The sequence below is a fragment of the Ensifer sp. D2-11 genome (assembly GCF_054161295.1).
The window spans coordinates 2060139-2078226 of the sequence record NZ_CP096433.1 but is presented as its reverse complement, the minus strand read 5'-3'; the positions used below and the strand labels follow the sequence as shown (position 1 = coordinate 2078226).

General features: G+C 63.7%; 16 protein-coding genes. 10 read left to right on the top strand and 6 right to left on the bottom strand.

Going from position 1 to position 18088, the window contains the following annotated elements:
• Positions 1-8: 8 nt before the first annotated feature.
• From M1D34_RS10060 to rarD, 6 genes are all read left to right on the top strand, one after another.
• Positions 9-491 (top strand): GFA family protein, encoded by a 483-nt coding sequence (locus tag M1D34_RS10060; protein WP_498778892.1) that lies wholly within the window; start codon positions 9-11, stop codon positions 489-491.
• On the top strand, positions 488-967 hold the full coding sequence (locus tag M1D34_RS10055) for a GFA family protein (RefSeq protein WP_010969050.1): 480 nt from the start codon (positions 488-490) through the stop codon (positions 965-967). Before M1D34_RS10060 ends, M1D34_RS10055 begins: the two co-directional genes overlap by 4 nt.
• Positions 964-1464, top strand: coding sequence for a GFA family protein (locus M1D34_RS10050; protein ID WP_498778889.1), 501 nt, complete (start codon positions 964-966; stop codon positions 1462-1464). The genes M1D34_RS10055 and M1D34_RS10050 overlap by 4 nt, the downstream gene beginning before the upstream one ends.
• Positions 1461-2423, top strand: a complete 963-nt coding sequence (gene pip / locus M1D34_RS10045) for a prolyl aminopeptidase (protein ID WP_015007447.1) — start codon at positions 1461-1463, stop codon at positions 2421-2423. Before M1D34_RS10050 ends, pip begins: the two co-directional genes overlap by 4 nt.
• Positions 2424-2477: 54 nt before the next feature.
• Entirely contained in the window at positions 2478-4094 is a 1617-nt protein-coding gene (gene cimA, locus M1D34_RS10040; protein ID WP_010969053.1) for a citramalate synthase, read from the top strand.
• Positions 4095-4307: 213 nt separating this feature from the next.
• Positions 4308-5249 (top strand): EamA family transporter RarD, encoded by a 942-nt coding sequence (gene rarD / locus M1D34_RS10035; RefSeq protein WP_003532716.1) that lies wholly within the window; start codon positions 4308-4310, stop codon positions 5247-5249.
• 71 nt (positions 5250-5320) lie between these two features.
• On the opposite strand, the gene M1D34_RS10030 is transcribed toward rarD, so the two are convergent.
• Positions 5321-5938: an LOG family protein gene (locus M1D34_RS10030; protein ID WP_003532718.1), complete on the bottom strand. Its 618-nt coding sequence runs from the start codon at positions 5936-5938 to the stop codon at positions 5321-5323.
• Between the two features lie 242 nt (positions 5939-6180).
• On the opposite strand from M1D34_RS10030, the gene M1D34_RS10025 reads away from it, so the two are divergent.
• The 4 genes from M1D34_RS10025 (at position 6181) to pssA (ending at position 11655) form a co-directional block, all read left to right on the top strand.
• On the top strand, positions 6181-7890 hold the full coding sequence (locus tag M1D34_RS10025) for a LysM peptidoglycan-binding domain-containing protein (protein ID WP_498778887.1): 1710 nt from the start codon (positions 6181-6183) through the stop codon (positions 7888-7890).
• A 197-nt stretch (positions 7891-8087) separates the two neighbouring features.
• Positions 8088-9971 (top strand): ABCB family ABC transporter ATP-binding protein/permease, encoded by a 1884-nt coding sequence (locus M1D34_RS10020; protein ID WP_127514592.1) that lies wholly within the window; start codon positions 8088-8090, stop codon positions 9969-9971.
• A 106-nt stretch (positions 9972-10077) separates the two neighbouring features.
• Positions 10078-10776 (top strand): phosphatidylserine decarboxylase, encoded by a 699-nt coding sequence (locus M1D34_RS10015; protein WP_010969055.1) that lies wholly within the window; start codon positions 10078-10080, stop codon positions 10774-10776.
• A 9-nt stretch (positions 10777-10785) separates the two neighbouring features.
• Positions 10786-11655 (top strand): CDP-diacylglycerol--serine O-phosphatidyltransferase, encoded by an 870-nt coding sequence (gene pssA / locus M1D34_RS10010; protein ID WP_003532727.1) that lies wholly within the window; start codon positions 10786-10788, stop codon positions 11653-11655.
• Positions 11656-12259: 604 nt separating this feature from the next.
• On the opposite strand, the gene M1D34_RS10005 is transcribed toward pssA, so the two are convergent.
• The 5 genes from M1D34_RS10005 to alr form a co-directional block, all read right to left on the bottom strand.
• Positions 12260-13000, bottom strand: a complete 741-nt coding sequence (locus M1D34_RS10005; RefSeq protein ID WP_003532733.1) for an SDR family NAD(P)-dependent oxidoreductase — start codon at positions 12998-13000, stop codon at positions 12260-12262.
• 11 nt (positions 13001-13011) lie between these two features.
• Positions 13012-14502 (bottom strand): amidophosphoribosyltransferase, encoded by a 1491-nt coding sequence (gene purF / locus M1D34_RS10000; RefSeq protein ID WP_010969057.1) that lies wholly within the window; start codon positions 14500-14502, stop codon positions 13012-13014.
• A gap of 146 nt (positions 14503-14648) precedes the next feature.
• Positions 14649-15248, bottom strand: a complete 600-nt coding sequence (locus M1D34_RS09995; protein WP_003532741.1) for a CvpA family protein — start codon at positions 15246-15248, stop codon at positions 14649-14651.
• 68 nt (positions 15249-15316) lie between these two features.
• Entirely contained in the window at positions 15317-16720 is a 1404-nt protein-coding gene (gene radA, locus M1D34_RS09990) for a DNA repair protein RadA (RefSeq protein WP_003532745.1), read from the bottom strand.
• 123 nt (positions 16721-16843) lie between these two features.
• Positions 16844-17983 carry an alanine racemase gene (alr, locus tag M1D34_RS09985; protein WP_127541829.1) on the bottom strand — a complete coding sequence of 380 codons (1140 nt, stop codon included), beginning with the start codon at positions 17981-17983 and terminating at the stop codon, positions 16844-16846.
• Between the last annotated feature and the right edge of the window lie 105 nt (positions 17984-18088).

Below are 18088 nucleotides of genomic sequence, written 5' to 3'. Positions count from 1 at the left end.
AGGGCGATATGGCTGACGAGATCCATACGGGCGGATGCCAGTGTGGCGCGGTCCGTTTCCGCGTCGAGGGCAAACTGGGCGATGCTTCCGTCTGCCATTGCCGCATGTGCCAGAAGGCGAGCGGCAATTTCTACCTGCCGCTCGTTTCCGTACGCGGCGCGAAGCTCGTATGGACCCGCGGCGAGCGCAAGCGCTTCCGGTCCTCGAACGCGGTCTGGCGCGGCTTCTGCGGCGACTGCGGAACACCGCTGACCTACGAGGCGCCGGACGGCATGGCGCTCGCGATCGCTGCATTCGACGGGCCGGAAGGCATCGCGCCGACCATCCAATGGGGCGTCGAAGGGAAACTGCCCTATGTCGATCACGTATCCAAGCTGCCCGGCGAAGAGACCATGGCCGACCCCGAGGCTGTCTCGTTTCTTGCCGATCTCGTTTCCTATCAGCACCCCGACCACGACACCGAAACCTGGCCACCGGAGGAAAGAGGATGAACACTGCCGTCAGGACTGGAGGTTGCCAGTGCGGGGCCGTCCGCTTCCGCATCCGCGGAGAGCTCGGGCGCCCCTCGATCTGCCATTGCCGCATGTGTCAGAAGCAGTTCGGCTCATTCTTCTCCGCCTTGGTGACGGCGCCGAAGGACGGGGTCGAGTGGACCCGTGACGAGCCGAGCTACTTTCAGTCGTCAGTCAATATCGATCGCGGCTTCTGCCCGAAATGCGGCACGCCGCTGACCTATCGGCATCCCGGCGGCCTCGAAATCGCCATAGGCGCCTTCGACGACCGCTCCGATCTCGCGCCGAAAATCCAGGTCAATTACCAGTCCCGGCTTCCCTGGGTCGAATCGATCTTCGAGCAGCCGGTTCACGACGATCCCGACTATTACGGGCGGCAGGAGCAGATCATCTCGTTTCAGCATCCGGACCATGAGACGGAGCAGTGGCCTCCGGGCGGAGTCTGGGCACGATGATCGGACGCATCTTCACCGGCGGTTGCCAGTGCGGCGCGGTGCGCTACCGCGCCGAGGGCACGCTGGGCGATCCGCATATCTGTCATTGCCGCATGTGCCAGAAAGCGGCGGGCAACTACTTTCTGCCGCTCGCCAATATCGCGCGCGAAGGCTTCCGCATCACGCGCGGCCAGCCCGCCTGGTACCGTTCGTCCGATCTCGTGCGCCGCGGCTTTTGCCGCGATTGCGGGACGCCGCTCTTCTACGACATGCCGGATGCGAGCTTCCTGAACATCGCGCTCGGTTCGCTCGACGATCCGGATGACGTCCAGCCGGTCTACCAGGCCGGCGTCGAGTCGCGGATGTTCTGGTTTTCGCATCTGCCGCAGCTCCCCGAAAAAGAGACGGACGACGGCAGCGAAGCGGCTGCCGAGCGCCATCTCATAGTCCTGGAATCCAACCGCCAGCATCCCGACTACGACACGGTGCACTGGCCGCCCGAGGAAGATCTATCGTGAGTTCTCCATTGCGTACCCTCTATCCCGAGATCGAGCCCTATGCATCCGGGCACCTCGATGTCGGCGACGGCCATTCGATTTATTGGGAACGGGTGGGCACGCCCGGCGCCAAGCCGGCGGTCTTCCTCCACGGCGGCCCGGGCGGTACGATTTCGCCGAACCACCGCCGGCTCTTCGATCCGTCGCTCTACGATGTGATGCTGTTTGACCAGCGCGGCTGCGGCAGGTCGACGCCGCATGCAGAGATAGAGGCCAACACGACCTGGCACCTCGTGGCCGATATCGAACGGCTGCGGGAATTTGCCGGGGTCGGCAAGTGGCTCGTCTTTGGCGGCTCCTGGGGCTCGACGCTGGCGTTGGCCTATGCCGAGACCTATCCTGAGCGGGTAACCGAGCTCGTCGTCAGGGGCATTTACACCCTGACCAAGGCCGAGCTCGACTGGTACTATCAGTTCGGCGTCTCGGAAATGTTCCCCGAAAAGTGGGAACGCTTCGTCGCGCCGATCCCGCCGGAAGAACGCCACGAGATGATGCGGGCCTATCACCGCCGCCTGACAAGCGAGGACCGTGCGACGCGGCTTGCGGCGGCCAGGGCCTGGAGCATCTGGGAGGGGGAGACGATCACCCTTCTGCCGGAGCCGGCCACCAGTACGCCCTTCGAGGAAGACGAATTCGCTCATGCGTTCGCCCGCATCGAAAACCATTTCTTCGTCAATGCCGGCTGGCTGGAAGAGGGGCAATTGCTGCGCGATGCCCACAAGCTCCACGGAATTCCGGGGGTCATCGTGCACGGCCGCTACGACATGCCGTGCCCGGCGAAATATGCCTGGCAGTTGCACAAGGCCTGGCCGCAAGCCGAATTCCACCTCATCGAGGGGGCGGGGCATGCCTATTCGGAGCCGGGCATTCTCGACCGGCTCATCCGGGCGACCGATAAATTCGCCGGCAAGGCCGAATAGGGCGGGTAGGAAGACCCGCAAACGATCAGTGATCTGTACGTTGGAAATCGAGACATGACCAGGGAACGCATCTATCTCTTCGACACGACGCTTCGGGACGGGCAGCAGACGCCCGGCATCGACTTTTCCGTCGAGGACAAGATCGCGATTGCGTCGCTGCTTGATCAATTCGGCATGGATTATGTCGAGGGCGGATATCCCGGCGCCAATCCCACGGATACGGAGTTCTTCAAGTGCCGGCGCACCGACAAGGCCTCCTTCGTCGCCTTCGGCATGACCAAGCGCGCCGGCGTCTCCGCCTCCAACGACCCGGGCCTGAGCGCGCTGCTGAGCGCCAAGAGCGATGCGATCTGTCTTGTCGCCAAGAGCTGGGATTATCATGTCGAGGTGGCGCTCGGCTGTACGAACGAGGAAAATCTCGACAATATCCGCGCTTCCGTGGAGGCGGTCGTGGCTTCCGGCCGCGAGGCGATGGTCGATTGCGAGCATTTCTTCGACGGCTACAAGGCGAACTCCGCCTATGCGCTCGCCTGCGCGAAAACGGCTTTCGAGGCCGGCGCGCGCTGGGTCGTGCTTTGCGACACGAATGGCGGCACGCAGCCTCCCGAGATCCGCGAGATCGTCTCGGCCGTGATTGCGGAGGGAGTGCCCGGTGCAAATCTCGGCATCCATGCGCATAATGATACGGGGCAGGCGGTGGCCAACTCGCTGGCTGCGGTGGAAGCCGGCGTTCGTCAGATCCAGGGCACGCTCAACGGCATCGGCGAACGCTGCGGCAATGCCAATCTCGTGACGCTGATTGCGACGCTTGCCCTGAAGGAAACCTATTCGAGCCGTTTCGAGACGGGGATCGATGCCGAGAGGCTCCAGGAACTGACCAAGCTCGCCCATGCCTTCGACGAGTTGCTCAACCGCTCTCCGGATCCCCAGGCCCCCTATGTCGGCGCTTCGGCTTTTGCCACCAAGGCCGGCATTCACGCCTCCGCGTTGCTCAAGGATCCGAGGACCTACGAGCATGTCGCGCCGGAAAGCGTCGGCAACCTGCGCAAGGTCATGGTCTCCGATCAGGGAGGCAAGGCCAACTTCATCAATGCTCTCAAGCGGCGCGGCATCACGGTCTCCAAGGACGATCCGCGGCTCGACAAGCTGATCTCGATCGTCAAGGAACGCGAGGCGACGGGCTATGCCTATGAAGGTGCGGATGCGAGCTTCGCGCTGCTCGCGAGCCGCATTCTCGGCACCGTGCCCGATTTTTTCCGGGTGGAGAGCTTCCGGGTGATGGTCGAGCGCCGCTTCGACGCGAACGGCAAGCTGAAGACGGTATCGGAGGCCGTGGTCAGGGTGATCGTCGACGGCGAAACGATGATGTCGGTCGCCGAGGGGCATGGCCCGGTCAACGCGCTCGACCTCGCGCTTCGCAAGGATCTCGGCAAGTACCAGTCCGAGATCGCCGATCTGGAACTTGCCGATTACAAGGTGCGCATCCTCAACGGCGGCACCGAGGCCGTCACCCGCGTCCTGATCGAATCGACGGACCGCTCAGGGGCGCGCTGGTGGACGGTCGGCGTATCCGACAACATCATCGACGCCTCATTTCAGGCATTGATGGACAGTATCGTCTACAAGCTGCTCAAAAACCGCGATCAGGTCGGATCGATCGCGGCCGAGTAGTTTGGATCACGATGATGTTGGGTTGCGCGGGATATCCAGCTCCGTCCGCATCAACGCCGTTCATCCATCGGTTCACGGAAATGAATTGGTGCATCACCGTCCGTTGGAGTAGGACGCAGGAGGACTGACGGCAATTGCTCCCGAGAGGGTTGGCCGTCGATTGCGACCGGAGCGCTTCCCGCTTAGCTCCGGTGGAATTTCAGGATCAAAATCATGGCTGAGCCGAACGCGAATTTGCCCGCAGAGAATGTCGATTCCCCGAAAGGTTTCGCCTTCGCGCTGGCAGCCTACCTGTTGTGGGGTTTCCTGCCTTTCTTCATGAAGGCGGTTTCGCATATCCCTGCGGCCGAAGTCGTGGCGCATCGTATCGTCTGGTCGGTGCCGCTCGCAGGCCTCGTGCTCGTGTGGCTCGGCCGCACGCAGGACGTGAAGGTTGCGCTGCGCTCTCCACGCGTGCTGATGATGGCCACGGTCACGGCGGCTCTCATCACGATCAACTGGGGCATCTATGTCTGGGCGATCGGCGCGGGCCGGGCGATCGAGACGGCGCTCGGCTACTATATCAACCCTCTGTTCTCCATCTTCCTCGGTGCGCTGCTGCTGAAGGAGAGGCCAAATCCGGCGCAGATGGTGGCGATCGGCCTCGCCGCGCTCGCCGTGGGCGTGCTTGCCTTCGACGCGGGCGGTCTTCCCTGGGTTTCGATCGGGCTGTGCTTTTCCTGGGGTTTCTACGCGTTCTTCCGGAAGACGCTGCCGGTCGGGCCGAACCAGGGCTTCTTCCTCGAAGTCCTGCTGCTCAGCATCCCGGCTGCGGGCTACGTCATCTGGCTCGAGGCGACGGGGCAGGGCCACTTCCTCGGCGACTCCAACATGACGGATGTCCTGCTTCTCCTCGCCTGCGGGATCGTCACCGCCGTGCCGCTGATGATCTATGCCAATGGCGCGAAGCTGCTCCGGCTTTCGACGATCGGGATCATGCAATACATCGCTCCGACGATGATCTTCCTGATCGCCGTCTTCGTTTTCCACGAACCCTTTGGAACGGCAAAACTCGTCGCCTTCGCCCTGATCTGGGCCGCGCTCTTCATCTATTCGGGAGCGATGCTTGCGGAGAGCAGGGCGCGGCGAGCGGCTCAACCGACGCCGGCCGAATGATCGGCAGAGTTTGAAGTTAGAGCGGGATGCGGGCGGAAAACCGCACACACTGTTCCTCATCCCGCACTAGATCAGAGCCTGGAGATGATCTCGGCTTCGCCCTCGCGCCCGTTGGCGCGAACCGAGGCAAGGATGCCGGGGACGATGTCTTCCGCCCGGTCGATCACCAGCGGCTGCACGAGATGCGCCGTGTGGACGAATCCCTGGTCGCGCATGTGGTCGATCAGCTCCAGCATCGGATCCCAGAAGCCGTTGACATTGCCGAAGACCATCGGCTTCCTGTGGCGGCCGAGCTGCGCCCAGGTCATGATTTCGACGATCTCCTCGAGCGTGCCGATCCCGCCCGGAAGGGCGACGAAGGCGTCGGCGCGCTCGAACATCTTGTGCTTGCGCTCGTGCATGTCGGCGGTAACGATCAGTTCGTTCAGCTGGCCCAGCGAGTGACGCGTCGCTTCCTTGTCCATCAGGAATTCCGGAATGATGCCGGTGACGTGTCCGCCGGATGAAAGCACGCCGCTTGCCACGGCGCCCATGATCCCGCGCGTGCCGCCGCCATAGACGAGGCGCAGGCCATGATCGGCGATCGATTTGCCGAGGGTGCGGCCGGCCTGGATGTGGGCGTCGTCACGCCCGGGCTGAGAACCGCAATAAACGCAAACGGATAGAATCGGCGTGGTTTCCTTGTTCATGGTCCCACCAGAGATTGCAGTGCAGCACGGGTCAAGGAAAATGGACGAAAAATCTCCGGCTGTCGAGCGTCGGAATCATAGTGAGCGCTTGTATAGAACTATAAGAAACGTTAGCAATTTCAGTAATACATTGAAGAATTCGGACAGTGTGCTGCGGTTGCGCTATAATGCACCTGGCGCCGCAGCGCCGGCCGGTGGGGCATGCGGGGAGCATAAAGGCGCTCCGCCCTGTGGAGAGTGGCATGATTAAGAATAAGGCCAGCTGGGTGGCCCTTGGCGTCCTGGCAATCGCGACCGCATTGATGATCTTTGTGGTTCAGCCGAATCTGCGTGACAGCGACAAAGGGGCGGTGGCCCAATCCGGCGCAGGCGAGCAGCCCGGCCAAACGGCGGCGGCAACGAAGACCGATCCGTCCGCCCTGCAAGGCAACGCAGCGCAACAGGCGACGGCGGCCTCCGGCGGCAATGCGGCCGCATCCGACCCGGTGGCGAACTGGACGGTTCCGGGGTTTGACGTCCTGCGCGTCGAACCGGACGGCTCGACGGTCGTCGCGGGCAGAGCCCAGCCCGGCACGAAGCTCGAGATCCTGAGCGGCGACACGGTCGTCGGCACCGCCAATGTCGGCGCGGGCGGCGATTTTGCCGCCGTCTTCGACAGGCCGCTCTCGGCAGGCGACCACCAACTGACGCTCAGAAGCGTCGGCTCAGGCGGACACAGCAAGACGTCGGAGGAGGTTGCGACTGTTTCGGTTCCTAAGGATTCGAGCGGGCAGCTGCTGGCAATGGTGTCCAAGGCGGGCAAGGCGAGCCGGCTGATCACGACGCCGGAAGCTGAGCCGAAGCCGATGCAGGCAGCCGCCGAGCCGGGCACGGTACCGGCCGGCGAGCCCGGCGGGGCTTCCGTTTCTCCCGCCTCTCCGGCAACCATTCCCGGGCTGCAGGTGACGGCGGTCGAGATCGAAGGCGGCATGATGTATGTCGCAGGCAACGCCAAGCCCGGCGCCCTTGTCCGCATTTACGCGGACGACAAGCTGCTGGGTGAGGTGAAAGCCGACGACAAGGGGCATTTCGTCGTCGACGGCTTGATCGAGCTCTCGGTCGGCAGCCATATCATCCGCGCCGATATGATGAACGAAGATGCGAGCAAGGTGGCGATGCGTGCCTCCGTGCCCTTCGACCGGCCGGCAGGTGCGCAGGTTGCCGCCATCGCCGGTTCGACGCTTGCAGCACCCACGACGGGTCTCGACCGTTTGAAGGCGGAAGCGGGCAAGGCACTGACCCTCTTGAAAGCGCTTTTTGCCGACGGGAAGCAGCCTTCCATGGAGCAACTCGCCGCGGCCCGCTCGGCAACCGAATTCGCCCTCCAGTCGCTGGCCGAATTCAAGCCGGCCGACGGCTCCGATGCCGATTTGGCGGCGGCCGCCGCTGAAGCGTCCAAGGCGGCGACAACGGCGCTGGACGCGCTCAAGGCTGCGCCGCAGGACCCGTCAAGCGTCGCAGCGGCGGTGGAGAAGGTCGATGGCGCTCTTGGGTCCGCATTGACGCGCCAGAATGTCGGCACCTCGGTGGCATCCGCCGAGCCCTTGGCGGTGCAGGCGAACGATGCCTCGAAGCAGCCGGAGCCTTCGGCAGCGGGCGAGACAGACGCAACCGTGGTCGAACAGGCGGCGGCGCCGGCTTCGGATGCGGCGAAGGAACAGCCGGCCACCATCGAGCAGGCACCGCTCAAGGAAAGCAAGACGTCGGTGATCATCCGCCGCGGGGACACGCTGTGGCAGATCTCGCGCCGCGTCTACGGTGCCGGTCTGCGCTACACCACGATCTACCTTGCGAACCGCGAGCAGATCGAAAATCCCGACCTGATCCGTCCGGGCCAGGTCTTCGGGGTTCCGGACGAGGCGCTTTCCGAGGAGGAATCGCGGGAAGTCCACCGCAAGCATATGCGGCACTGAGTTTCGCCCTTCTTTTGCCGGCGCTTCCATTGCGTCGGCGGGAAGCCGGGCCTATCTGTCAGGAAAAGCGGCGTCTTCCTTAAAAGGCGCCGCTTTTCATTGAAGCTGGTGTGGGACGAAGACGCGCTAGAGAAAAACGTGATCTCGGCTGCGGCTCGCCTGCGGTCTTCGTCAACAAAAATGAAGCGGACAGAGACGTGGCGCAGAAGAAGACGGTTTCCGCCGACAGTGCCAATCCGATCGAAACCATAGCGAATCTGTGGCCATACATGTGGCCGGCGGACCGCATCGATCTGAAACTGAGGGTGGTCTGGGCGACGGTGATCCTGGTGATCGCCAAGGCGGTGCTCGTTCTCGTCCCTTATTTCTTCAAATGGGCGACGGATGCGCTCAACAACAAGCCCGACGCGCTCGGTTTCCTGCCGCAGTTCCTGACCGGCGCCGTCATGCTGGTGCTCGCCTATAACCTCGCCCGTTTGCTGCAGGCGGGCCTCAACCAGTTGCGCGACGCGCTTTTCGCCAGTGTTGGCCAGCATGCCGTCCGGCAGCTTGCCTACAAGACCTTCGTTCACATGCACCAGCTCTCGCTGCGCTTCCATCTCGAGCGGCGCACGGGCGGGCTTTCGCGCATCATCGAGCGCGGCACCAAGGGCATCGAGACGATCGTCCGCTTCACGATCCTCAACAGCGTACCGACGCTCATCGAGTTCCTGCTGACGGCGGTGATCTTCTGGTGGGGCTACGGCTTCACCTATCTCCTGGTGACCGCTGTCACGGTATGGCTCTACATCTGGTTCACGGTACGTGCGAGCGACTGGCGCATCGCCATTCGGCGCTCGATGAACGACAGCGACACCGATGCGAACACCAAGGCGATCGATTCGCTGCTCAACTTCGAGACCGTCAAATATTTCGGCAACGAGGAGATGGAGGCGAAGCGCTTCGACAAGTCGATGGAGCGTTACGAGCGGGCCGCGACGCAGGTCTGGACGTCGCTCGGCTGGCTGAACTTCGGCCAGGCGCTGATTTTCGGTGCCGGCACGGCGGTTATGATGACGATATCGGCGCTCGCCGTGCAGCGCGGCGAGCAGACCATCGGCGACTTCGTGTTCATCAACGCGATGCTGATCCAGCTCGCGATTCCGCTGAACTTCATCGGTTTCGTCTATCGCGAAATCCGCCAGGGCCTGACCGATATCGAACATATGTTCGATTTGCTCGACGTTCGGGCGGAGGTCGTCGACCGGCCGAATGCGAAGGAGCTCAAGATCGAGCAAGGCGCAATCGCCTTCAAGAACGTGCAATTCGCCTACGATCCGGCACGGCCGATCCTGAAAGGGATCAGCTTCGAGGTGCCCGCCGGAAAGACGGTCGCAGTCGTCGGCCCCTCAGGAGCCGGCAAGTCGACACTGTCGCGGCTGCTCTACCGCTTTTACGATGTGCAGGAAGGATCGATCACCATCGATGGTCAGGACGTGCGTGACGTCACCCAGAAGAGCCTCCGCTCCGTGATCGGCATGGTGCCGCAGGACACGGTGCTCTTCAACGATACGATCGCCTACAACATCCGCTACGGCCGGGTGACTGCGAGCGATGCGGAGGTCGAGGCAGCCGCCGAGGCGGCGCAGATCGCCGATTTCATCCGCGACCTGCCGGAAGGCTTCCGCGCCATGGTGGGCGAGCGCGGGCTGAAGCTTTCGGGCGGCGAGAAACAGCGCGTCGCGATCGCGCGAACCATCCTGAAGGCGCCGCCGATCCTGATCCTCGACGAGGCGACTTCGGCGCTGGACACGAAGACGGAACAGGAAATCCAGGCTGCGCTGGATATCGTGTCGCGCAATCGCACCACCCTCGTCATCGCCCATCGCCTGTCGACGGTCATCAACGCCGACGAGATCATCGTCCTGAAGGACGGCGTGATCGCCGAACGCGGCACCCATGGCGAACTTATCGACCGCGGCGGACTTTATGCTTCCATGTGGAGCCGCCAGCGCGAGGCAACGCAGGCCGAGGAACAGTTGAAGCGCGTGCGTGAGAGCGACGATCTCGGCATCGTCGACCGGGGAATGCCGGCGCTCTGACCACAGCGAGGTTGCCGCGAGTCCTCTGTCTCCGGGTCTTCGACATTGCCGGGCTGTCTGATTCGCGCTAGTTCACGTCGCAAAGCAAATATGGAGAGTAGAGTTCATGAGTTTGATCGACACAGTGCGCAACACGCTCGTACCGGTCCACAGGGAAGGCTACCGCTTCATCGCGATTTTCTTTGTCGTTTCGCTGGCGCTTGGCTTCCTCTGGGAGCCGCTGATGTGGATCGGCTTCGTTCTGACCGCCTGGTGCGCCTATTTCTTCCGCGATCCGGAGCGCATGACGCCGATCGACGACGATCTCGTCATCAGCCCGGCGGACGGCACCGTATCGTCGGTCGCCACCGTGATGCCGCCTGAGGAACTGGGCCTCGGCTCGGAGCCGATGCTGCGCATTTCGGTCTTCATGAATGTCTTCAACTGCCACGTGAACCGTGCGCCGATGGGCGGCACGGTACGCCGAATCGCCTACCGTGCCGGCAAGTTCGTGAATGCCGAGCTGGACAAGGCGAGCCAGGAAAACGAGCGCAACGGCCTCGTCATCGAGACGAAACACGGGCAGATCGGCGTGGTCCAGATCGCCGGTCTCGTCGCGCGCCGCATCCTCTGCTGGACGCGCGAGAGCGCGTCGCTAGAGGCGGGCGAGCGTTTCGGCCTCATCCGCTTCGGCTCGCGTCTCGACGTGTTCCTGCCTGCCGGTGCGGAACCGCGCGTGACGGTCGGTCAGACGGCCACGGGCGGCGAGACGGTGCTCGCCGAATTCGGATCGGCGAAGGGCCCGGTCATCAGCCGGCGCGCGTGAGGACAGGTCATGGAAGAGCCCCGCCACGAACAATCCGCAGGAAGCCCGGAAGCCGCTGAGCACGTGGGCGCCACCGGCACGCACGACAAGGCCCGGGGGCCCCGATTGCGGGAGATTCCGCTCCGGCTGATGGTCCCGAACATGATCACGGTCCTGGCGATCTGCGCCGGCCTCTCGGGCGTCCGGCTGGCATTCGAGAATCGATTCGAGCTCGCGGTTGCGATGGTGCTCCTTGCCGCTTTCCTCGATGGCATCGACGGGCGCATCGCGCGTCTCCTAAAGGCGACCTCGAGTTTCGGGGTCCAGATGGACTCGCTTGCCGACATCATCAATTTCGGGGTCGCGCCCGCCCTCGTCCTCTACGTGTTTCTGCTCGATCAGGCGCGTTCCCTCGGCTGGATTGCGGCCCTGATCTACGCCATTGCCGTCGGTCTGAGGCTGGCGCGCTTCAACGTCATGGCGGAGCGCCAGGTCAAGGCGTCCTGGCAGTCGGAATATTTCGTCGGCGTTCCGGCGCCGGCCGGTGCGATGCTGGTTCTGCTGCCCGTCTATCTTGGCCTGCTCGGTCTTGCGCCGGAAAGGACCTTTGCGCTGATCGCGTCGGTCTATACCGTCCTGATCGCCTTCCTTATGGTCAGCCGTCTTCCTGTCTGGTCCGGCAAGTCGGAGAACCGCGTCCGCCGGGATCTGGTCCTTCCCGTCATTCTGGTCGTCGTCTTCTACGTTGCGACGCTGATGACCTACACCTGGGAGACGATGGTCGTGACTGCGGTGGCCTATCTGGTGAGCCTGCCCTTCGGCGCCCGTTCCTGGCAGCGCAAATACGGCGACTGGCCGGGCGGTCACGGGAACGATGGTTTGCCGGGTGACAGCGAATAGGGCGAATGCCCCTCATCCCTCTGCCGCGACCTTCTCCCCATTTCATGGCTACGGCATGCACATATCTCTTGCGCGCCGGTGCGGCGGATACTGCTCATGAAAGGGATCCCTCGGGAACCCAACCGCCTCAACCCCGCTCGGTCGGGATTGCCCCTCAACCGGCTGCCGCCACCTTCTCCCCGCAGGCGGGGAGAAGGGATATGCCGCGCCCGCTCGCTCCCTCGGGCGGACAGTGAATGCGGGGTTCAGTTGGCGCCGCTTGTCCCTTCTCCCCGCCTGCGGGGAGAAGGTGCCGGCAGGCGGATGAGGGGCGGGTGACCGCTAATGCCAATGTTAGCGCATACGGGTTTGATCCCAAGGACCCATCCGCAAGCCTCGCCACTGCTGGAAATACAGATGCCGCCACTCCGGAGTAAGTCCGCGAAGGGCTGGACAACAAGAGATATGTGCATGCCGTAGCGTTGTGACGGGGAGAAGGGACAAGCTGCTGGATGGCCATTTCCTCTTGAGCGCCCGAGAAGCGGAGCATCACCGCGAGTCCCCTTCGCCCCGCTTGCGGGGAGAAGGTGGCCGGCAGGCCGGATGAGGGGGAGGTGCCGCCAGCCTATTCCGGCATGCGGTAGTCGACGATCTTCTTTTCCCGAACGATGAAGAGCTTCCCCGTCTCGGTCTGCTCGCGGCCGAGCAGCGGCAACAGCGCCTGAGCCACCTCGGAGGGATGCGGCAGGGTCTCCGGATCTTCGCCGGGCACGGCCTGCGCCCGCATGGCGGTGCGCGTGGCGCCCGGATCGACGCTGAGGATGCGCAGCGGCAGGCGCTGTGTCTCGTAGGCCCAGGTGCGTGCCAGCGCCTCGACCGCAGCCTTGGAGGCGGAGTAGGGCCCCCAGAAGGGCTTGCACTTGTGCGCAGCGCTCGAGGAGAGGATGAGGGCGCGGCCGGCATCCGAACGGACGAGCAACGGCTCGAGCGACCGGATCAGGCGCCAGGTCGCGGTGACATTGATCGCCATCACCTTTTCGAAGACCTTGGCTTCCACATGGCCGATCGGCGAGATCGTGCCGAGGACGCCCGCATTGGCGACCATGATGTCGAGCTTGCCCCAGCGCTCGTTTATGGCGCCGCCGAGCTTGTCGATGGCGGCCATGTCCGAGAGATCGAACGGGACGAGCGTTGCCGAACCGCCGAAAGCCTTGATCGCGTCGTCCAGTTCTTCGAGACCGCCGAGGGTGCGGGCGCAGGCGACGACGTGGGCGCCGGCCTTGGCGAGTTCAAGAGCAGTGAAGTAGCCGATCCCGCGCGATGCGCCGGTGACGACGGCGATCCGGTCTTTCAGATTGGGCGTCATGTTGTTGTTCGTTATCCGTTGCTGGCGAGAACCGAGAGTTTGCGAACGTTGCTCGCTGCCCCCTGGTCGAGAAGGCGGGTCGGGTAGTCCCCGGTGAAATAGTGATCGGTGAACTGCGGCGCCTGCGGGTCGCGCTTCTCGCCGCCGACGGCACGATAAAGCCCGTCGATCGAGAGGAATTCGAGGGAATCGGCGCCGATGAAGCGACACATCGAGGCGAGGTCGGCATGCTGGTTGGCGAGCAGCTTGTCACGGTCGGGCGTGTCGATGCCGTAGAAATCCGGGTGGAAGATCATCGGGCTCGCGACGCGCACATGCACCTCGCGGGCGCCTGCCTCGCGCATCATCTGGACGATCTTGACCGAAGTGGTGCCGCGGACGATGGAATCGTCGACGAGCACGACGCGCTTGCCGGCGATCATCGCCCGGTTCGCAGAATGCTTGAGCTTCACGCCGAAGGCGCGGATCTGTTGCGTCGGCTCGATGAAGGTCCGCCCGACATAGTGATTGCGGATGATGCCGAGCTCGAAGGGAATGCCGCTTTCCTGCGCATAGCCGATTGCAGCCGGCGTACCGCCGTCCGGAACGGGCACCACGACATCCGCCTCGACGGGGGCCTCGATGGCGAGGTTCTTTCCCATGTTCTTGCGGGCGACGTAGACGTTGCGGCCGCCGACGACCGAATCCGGCCGGGCGAAATAGACGTACTCGAAAAGGCAAAGGCGTTCCGGCAGCGGATTCTGCGGCTTGCGGGCATCGATGGTGATCGACCCGTCCGGCTGAATTTCGCAGATGACGATTTCACCGTTCTCGATATCGCGAACGAATTTGGCGCCGATGATATCCAGCGCGCAGGTCTCCGAGCAGAAGATCGGCTTGCCGTCGAGTTCGCCCATGACGAGCGGGCGAATGCCGTTCGGGTCGCGGGCGGCGATCAGCTTGGTGCGGGTCAGAGCCAGCATCGAATAGCCGCCTTCGACCTGGGCGATAGCGTCGGCGAAGCGATCGCTGGAAGAGACGTGTTTCGACCGCGCGATCAGGTGCAGCACGACTTCGGTGTCGGATGTCGACTGACAGATGGCACCGTCTGCGATGATCTGGCGTCGCAGCGTCAGGCCGTTCGTGAAGTTGCCGTTGTGCGCGATTGCGATTCCGCCTTCCTGCAGCTCGGCAAACAGCGGCTGGACGTTGCGCAGGACCGTCTCACCGGTGGTGGAATAGCGTACATGGCCGATCGACATCGAACCGGGCAGCTTCGCGAGCGTCGTGGGATCGGTATAGTGGTCGCCGACGAGACCCATCCGGCGCTCCGAATAGAACTGCCGCCCGTCGAAGGTGACGATACCGGCGGCTTCCTGCCCTCGATGCTGGAGAGCGTGCAGGCCGAGCGCCGTCAGCGCGGCGGCGTCCGGATGGCCGAGAATTCCGAAAACGCCGCACTCCTCATGGAGGGTGTCGCCGTCGAGTTCGTCATGGATTTCGCTGGATCTGAGATCGGTCATCGCAATTCGCCTTTGCTACGTGCCGGTGCGCATATCGTGATCGGGCCGCCAGTCTTCAAGCGATCTTACCCGAAAACACTGACAAGCGTCATTCCAAATGGATAAAGCCCGCACAGCGGGCTTTATTGCAAACTTTCCTGTCGATCTCAGCCGTTCGTCGCCGGTGCTTCCTCGCCGGGCGCCTGTTCCGTCTGAGCCGGCGGCGTCTCGCTTTCGCCTTCGCCGGTCGTATCCTTGCCGCGCAAGCGGTCGAGAATGGTGGCGTCGGCCTCTTCCGGCAGGAGCGCTACCAACTGATTGCCGAGATTGTCGAGCAGCGGTTTCGACTTCGCGTGGGTCACCCAGACGGGCTGCTGCTGCGGCGCCACGAGCCAGTTGAAGAACAGCATGGCGACGACGACGAGCAGAATGCCGCGAGCGGCCCCGAACAGGAAGCCGAGCGTGCGGTCGAGCGCGCCGATGCGGCTGTCGATGATGAAGTCGGCCACCCGCATCGTGATGAAGGAGATGATGATCAGTGCAATCAGGAAGATCACGGCCGCCGAGCCGATCATCGCGACCGTTCCGCTGGTCGTGTACTGGCTGGCGTAGGGCAGAAGATGCGGATAGAGGAAATAGGCCGCGGCGGCTGCGCCGACCCAGCTCGCCACCGACAGAACCTCGCGCGAGAAGCCGCGAACCATCGCGAGGACGGCTGAAAACAGCGCGACGCCGAGAACGATACCGTCGAGAATTGTGATGGGCATGTTGTCCTTACTCCGACTCCACCGCCAGGCGGCACATCCCGTTGATGCTCCAGGGCGCGGCTATTCCGTCAGTCCTCGTCATTCGTCTGTTGCAGGGCACGCCGCGATCCCGCGATACGCGCCACCAGATCCGGCAGGCTTTCCATCTCGCTCCAGCGGCCGTTGCCGTTCTTCGGCAACTCGGTCGATGCAGATGGCAGGACTGCCTGGGAGAAACCGAGTTTCTCGGCTTCCTTGAGACGTTGGGCGGTATGCGCAACCGGCCGGACTGCACCCGACAAGCTGACTTCGCCGAAATAGACGCAATCGGGCGGCAGGGCAAGCCCGGCAAGCGACGAAACCAGTGCGGAAGCCACAGCGAGATCGGCCGCCGGTTCGGAAATGCGATAGCCACCCGCGACATTGAGGTAGACGTCGTGCTGGCCGAGGCGAATGCCGCAATGGGCTTCCAGCACGGCGAGGATCATCGAAAGGCGGGCCGAGTCCCAGCCGACCACGGCGCGGCGCGGCGTTCCGAGCGATGTCGGCGCGACCAGCGCCTGTACCTCGACAAGCACGGGGCGCGTGCCTTCCATGCCGGCGAAAACCGCTGCACCCGGCGATTTCGCATTGCGTTCGCCGAGAAACAGCTCCGACGGGTTGGCGACCTCGCGCAGGCCCTTGTCGGACATTTCGAAAACGCCGATCTCGTCGGTCGGTCCGAAACGGTTCTTCACCGTCCTGAGGATGCGGTAATGATGGCCGCGGTCGCCCTCGAAATAAAGGACGGCATCGACCATGTGCTCGACGACGCGGGGGCCGGCGATCTGGCCCTCCTTCGTCACGTGGCCGACCAGCACGACCGCCGTGCCCGTCTGCTTGGCGAAGCGGATCATCGCCTGCACACCGGTGCGCACCTGCGTCACCGTGCCGGGTGCGGAGTCGACGATGTCGCTCCAAAGCGTCTGGATGGAATCGATGATGACGAGGTCCGGGCGTTTGCCCTCGGAAAGCGTCGCGAGAATATCTTCGACATTCGTCTCGGCGGCAAGGAGCACGTCGCTGTCGGCGGCGCCGAGCCGCTGAGCACGCAGGCGGACCTGGGCGATCGCTTCTTCGCCCGAGACATAGATCACCCGGTGCTTCCGGCGTGCAAGTGCCGCGGCCGCCTGCATCAGCACGGTCGACTTGCCGATGCCCGGATCTCCGCCGACGAGCAGTGCGGATCCGCGAACGAAGCCGCCGCCGGTCACGCGATCGAGTTCCGAAATGCCGGTCTGGATGCGCGGCGCATCTTCGATCTCTCCGGACAGCGTCGTAAGTGCGACGGGACGCCCCTTCTTCGGCGTGCGCATGGGACCGCCGCCGATCCCCGCCGTGGGATTATCCTCGATGATCGTGTTCCACTCGCCGCAGCCGTCGCACTTGCCCACCCAGCGGGAATGGACTGTGCCGCAATTCTGGCAGACGAACTGGGTGCGGGCTTTCGCCATAGATGTCGGCTTTCGGATGTTTGCGGGCAGATGGCGGAATTGCCGCCGCCCGAGAATCACTCTTGGCGGTCACATAATGCCGCGAAATCCTGTTTGAAAGGACGATATTCCTTTGCGCCTTGTTCAAGCGCCTCCGACATAGGTCCGATGATAGCGCCGGCCGAGGCTCGTCAGCAGCTCGTAGCCGATGGTACCACCGGCGCGCGCGACGTCGTCGATGGCGACATTGCGCCCGAAGACCTCGATATAGTCGCCGGCACGTACGGCCGCTTCCGGCAGGTCCGTGACATCGAACAGGCTCAGATCCATAGTCACCCGACCGACATGCGGCACTTTCATACCATGCAGGAAACCGAAGGCGCCCGAGGGCATCGCCTGTCTGAGGGTGACGCCGCCGCCCGAAACCGAACGGTGGTAGCCGTCGGCATAGCCGATCGCGACCGTCGCAATGCGGCTGTCGCGGCCGAAGCGGACCGAGGCGCCGTAGCTTGCCGTTTCGCCGGATGGAACCGTCCTGACCTGCACGATGCGCGCTTCGGCGGTGACGACCGCTTTCATCGGATTGACCGCGCCATTCACCGCCTCGCCGCCATAGACCGCGATGCCGGGCCGGGTGAGATCGAAGTGGTAGTCCGCGCCGAGGAACACGCCGCCGGAATTTGCAAGGCTCGCCGGCACGCCCTCGAAGGCGGCGGTCACCTCGCGGAAACGCTGAAGCTGATAGCGGTTCATCGGGTGTCCGGGATCGTCGGCGCAGGCCAGATGGCTCATGACGAGGACCGGCGAGAAACTCGCAGGCCGCGCAGGGTCGTGGGCGAGGGCAATGGCCTCCTCCGGCGACAGGCCGAGCCGGTTCATGCCCGTGTCGACGTGGAGAACGCAGGGGTGGTCGCCCCGTTCGGAAAGCGCTGCCATGAAGACCGCCAGCTGCTCTTCCGAGTTGATGATCGGCACGAGATCGTTCTCGAAGAAGAGCTCCTCGTTGCCGGGCCACATTCCCGCGAGAATGTAGATTCGCCCATTCGGAACAAGCGGGCGAAGATCGGCCCCTTCTTCGACACTGGCCACGAAGAAATCGCGCGCGCCGGCGGCATAGAGAGCCGGAGCGGCATGCACGACGCCGAGACCGTAGGCATCGGCCTTCAGAACGGCGGCGGCGCGGGCTTTTCCGGACCGCTCGTTCATCGCCCGCCAATTGTCGGCGAGCGCGGTGAGGTCGACGATGAGCCTGCTGGAGGCGGAAAGAAACTCGGGGCTTTGCATACCGAAAACTCTGCGTGGGCGATATCGGCAGCAATACATCCAAGTGCCCCGCGCCGCAAACGGCCGACGCAATGCTCTGGCCAAAAGCACTTTCATGCAAGACGA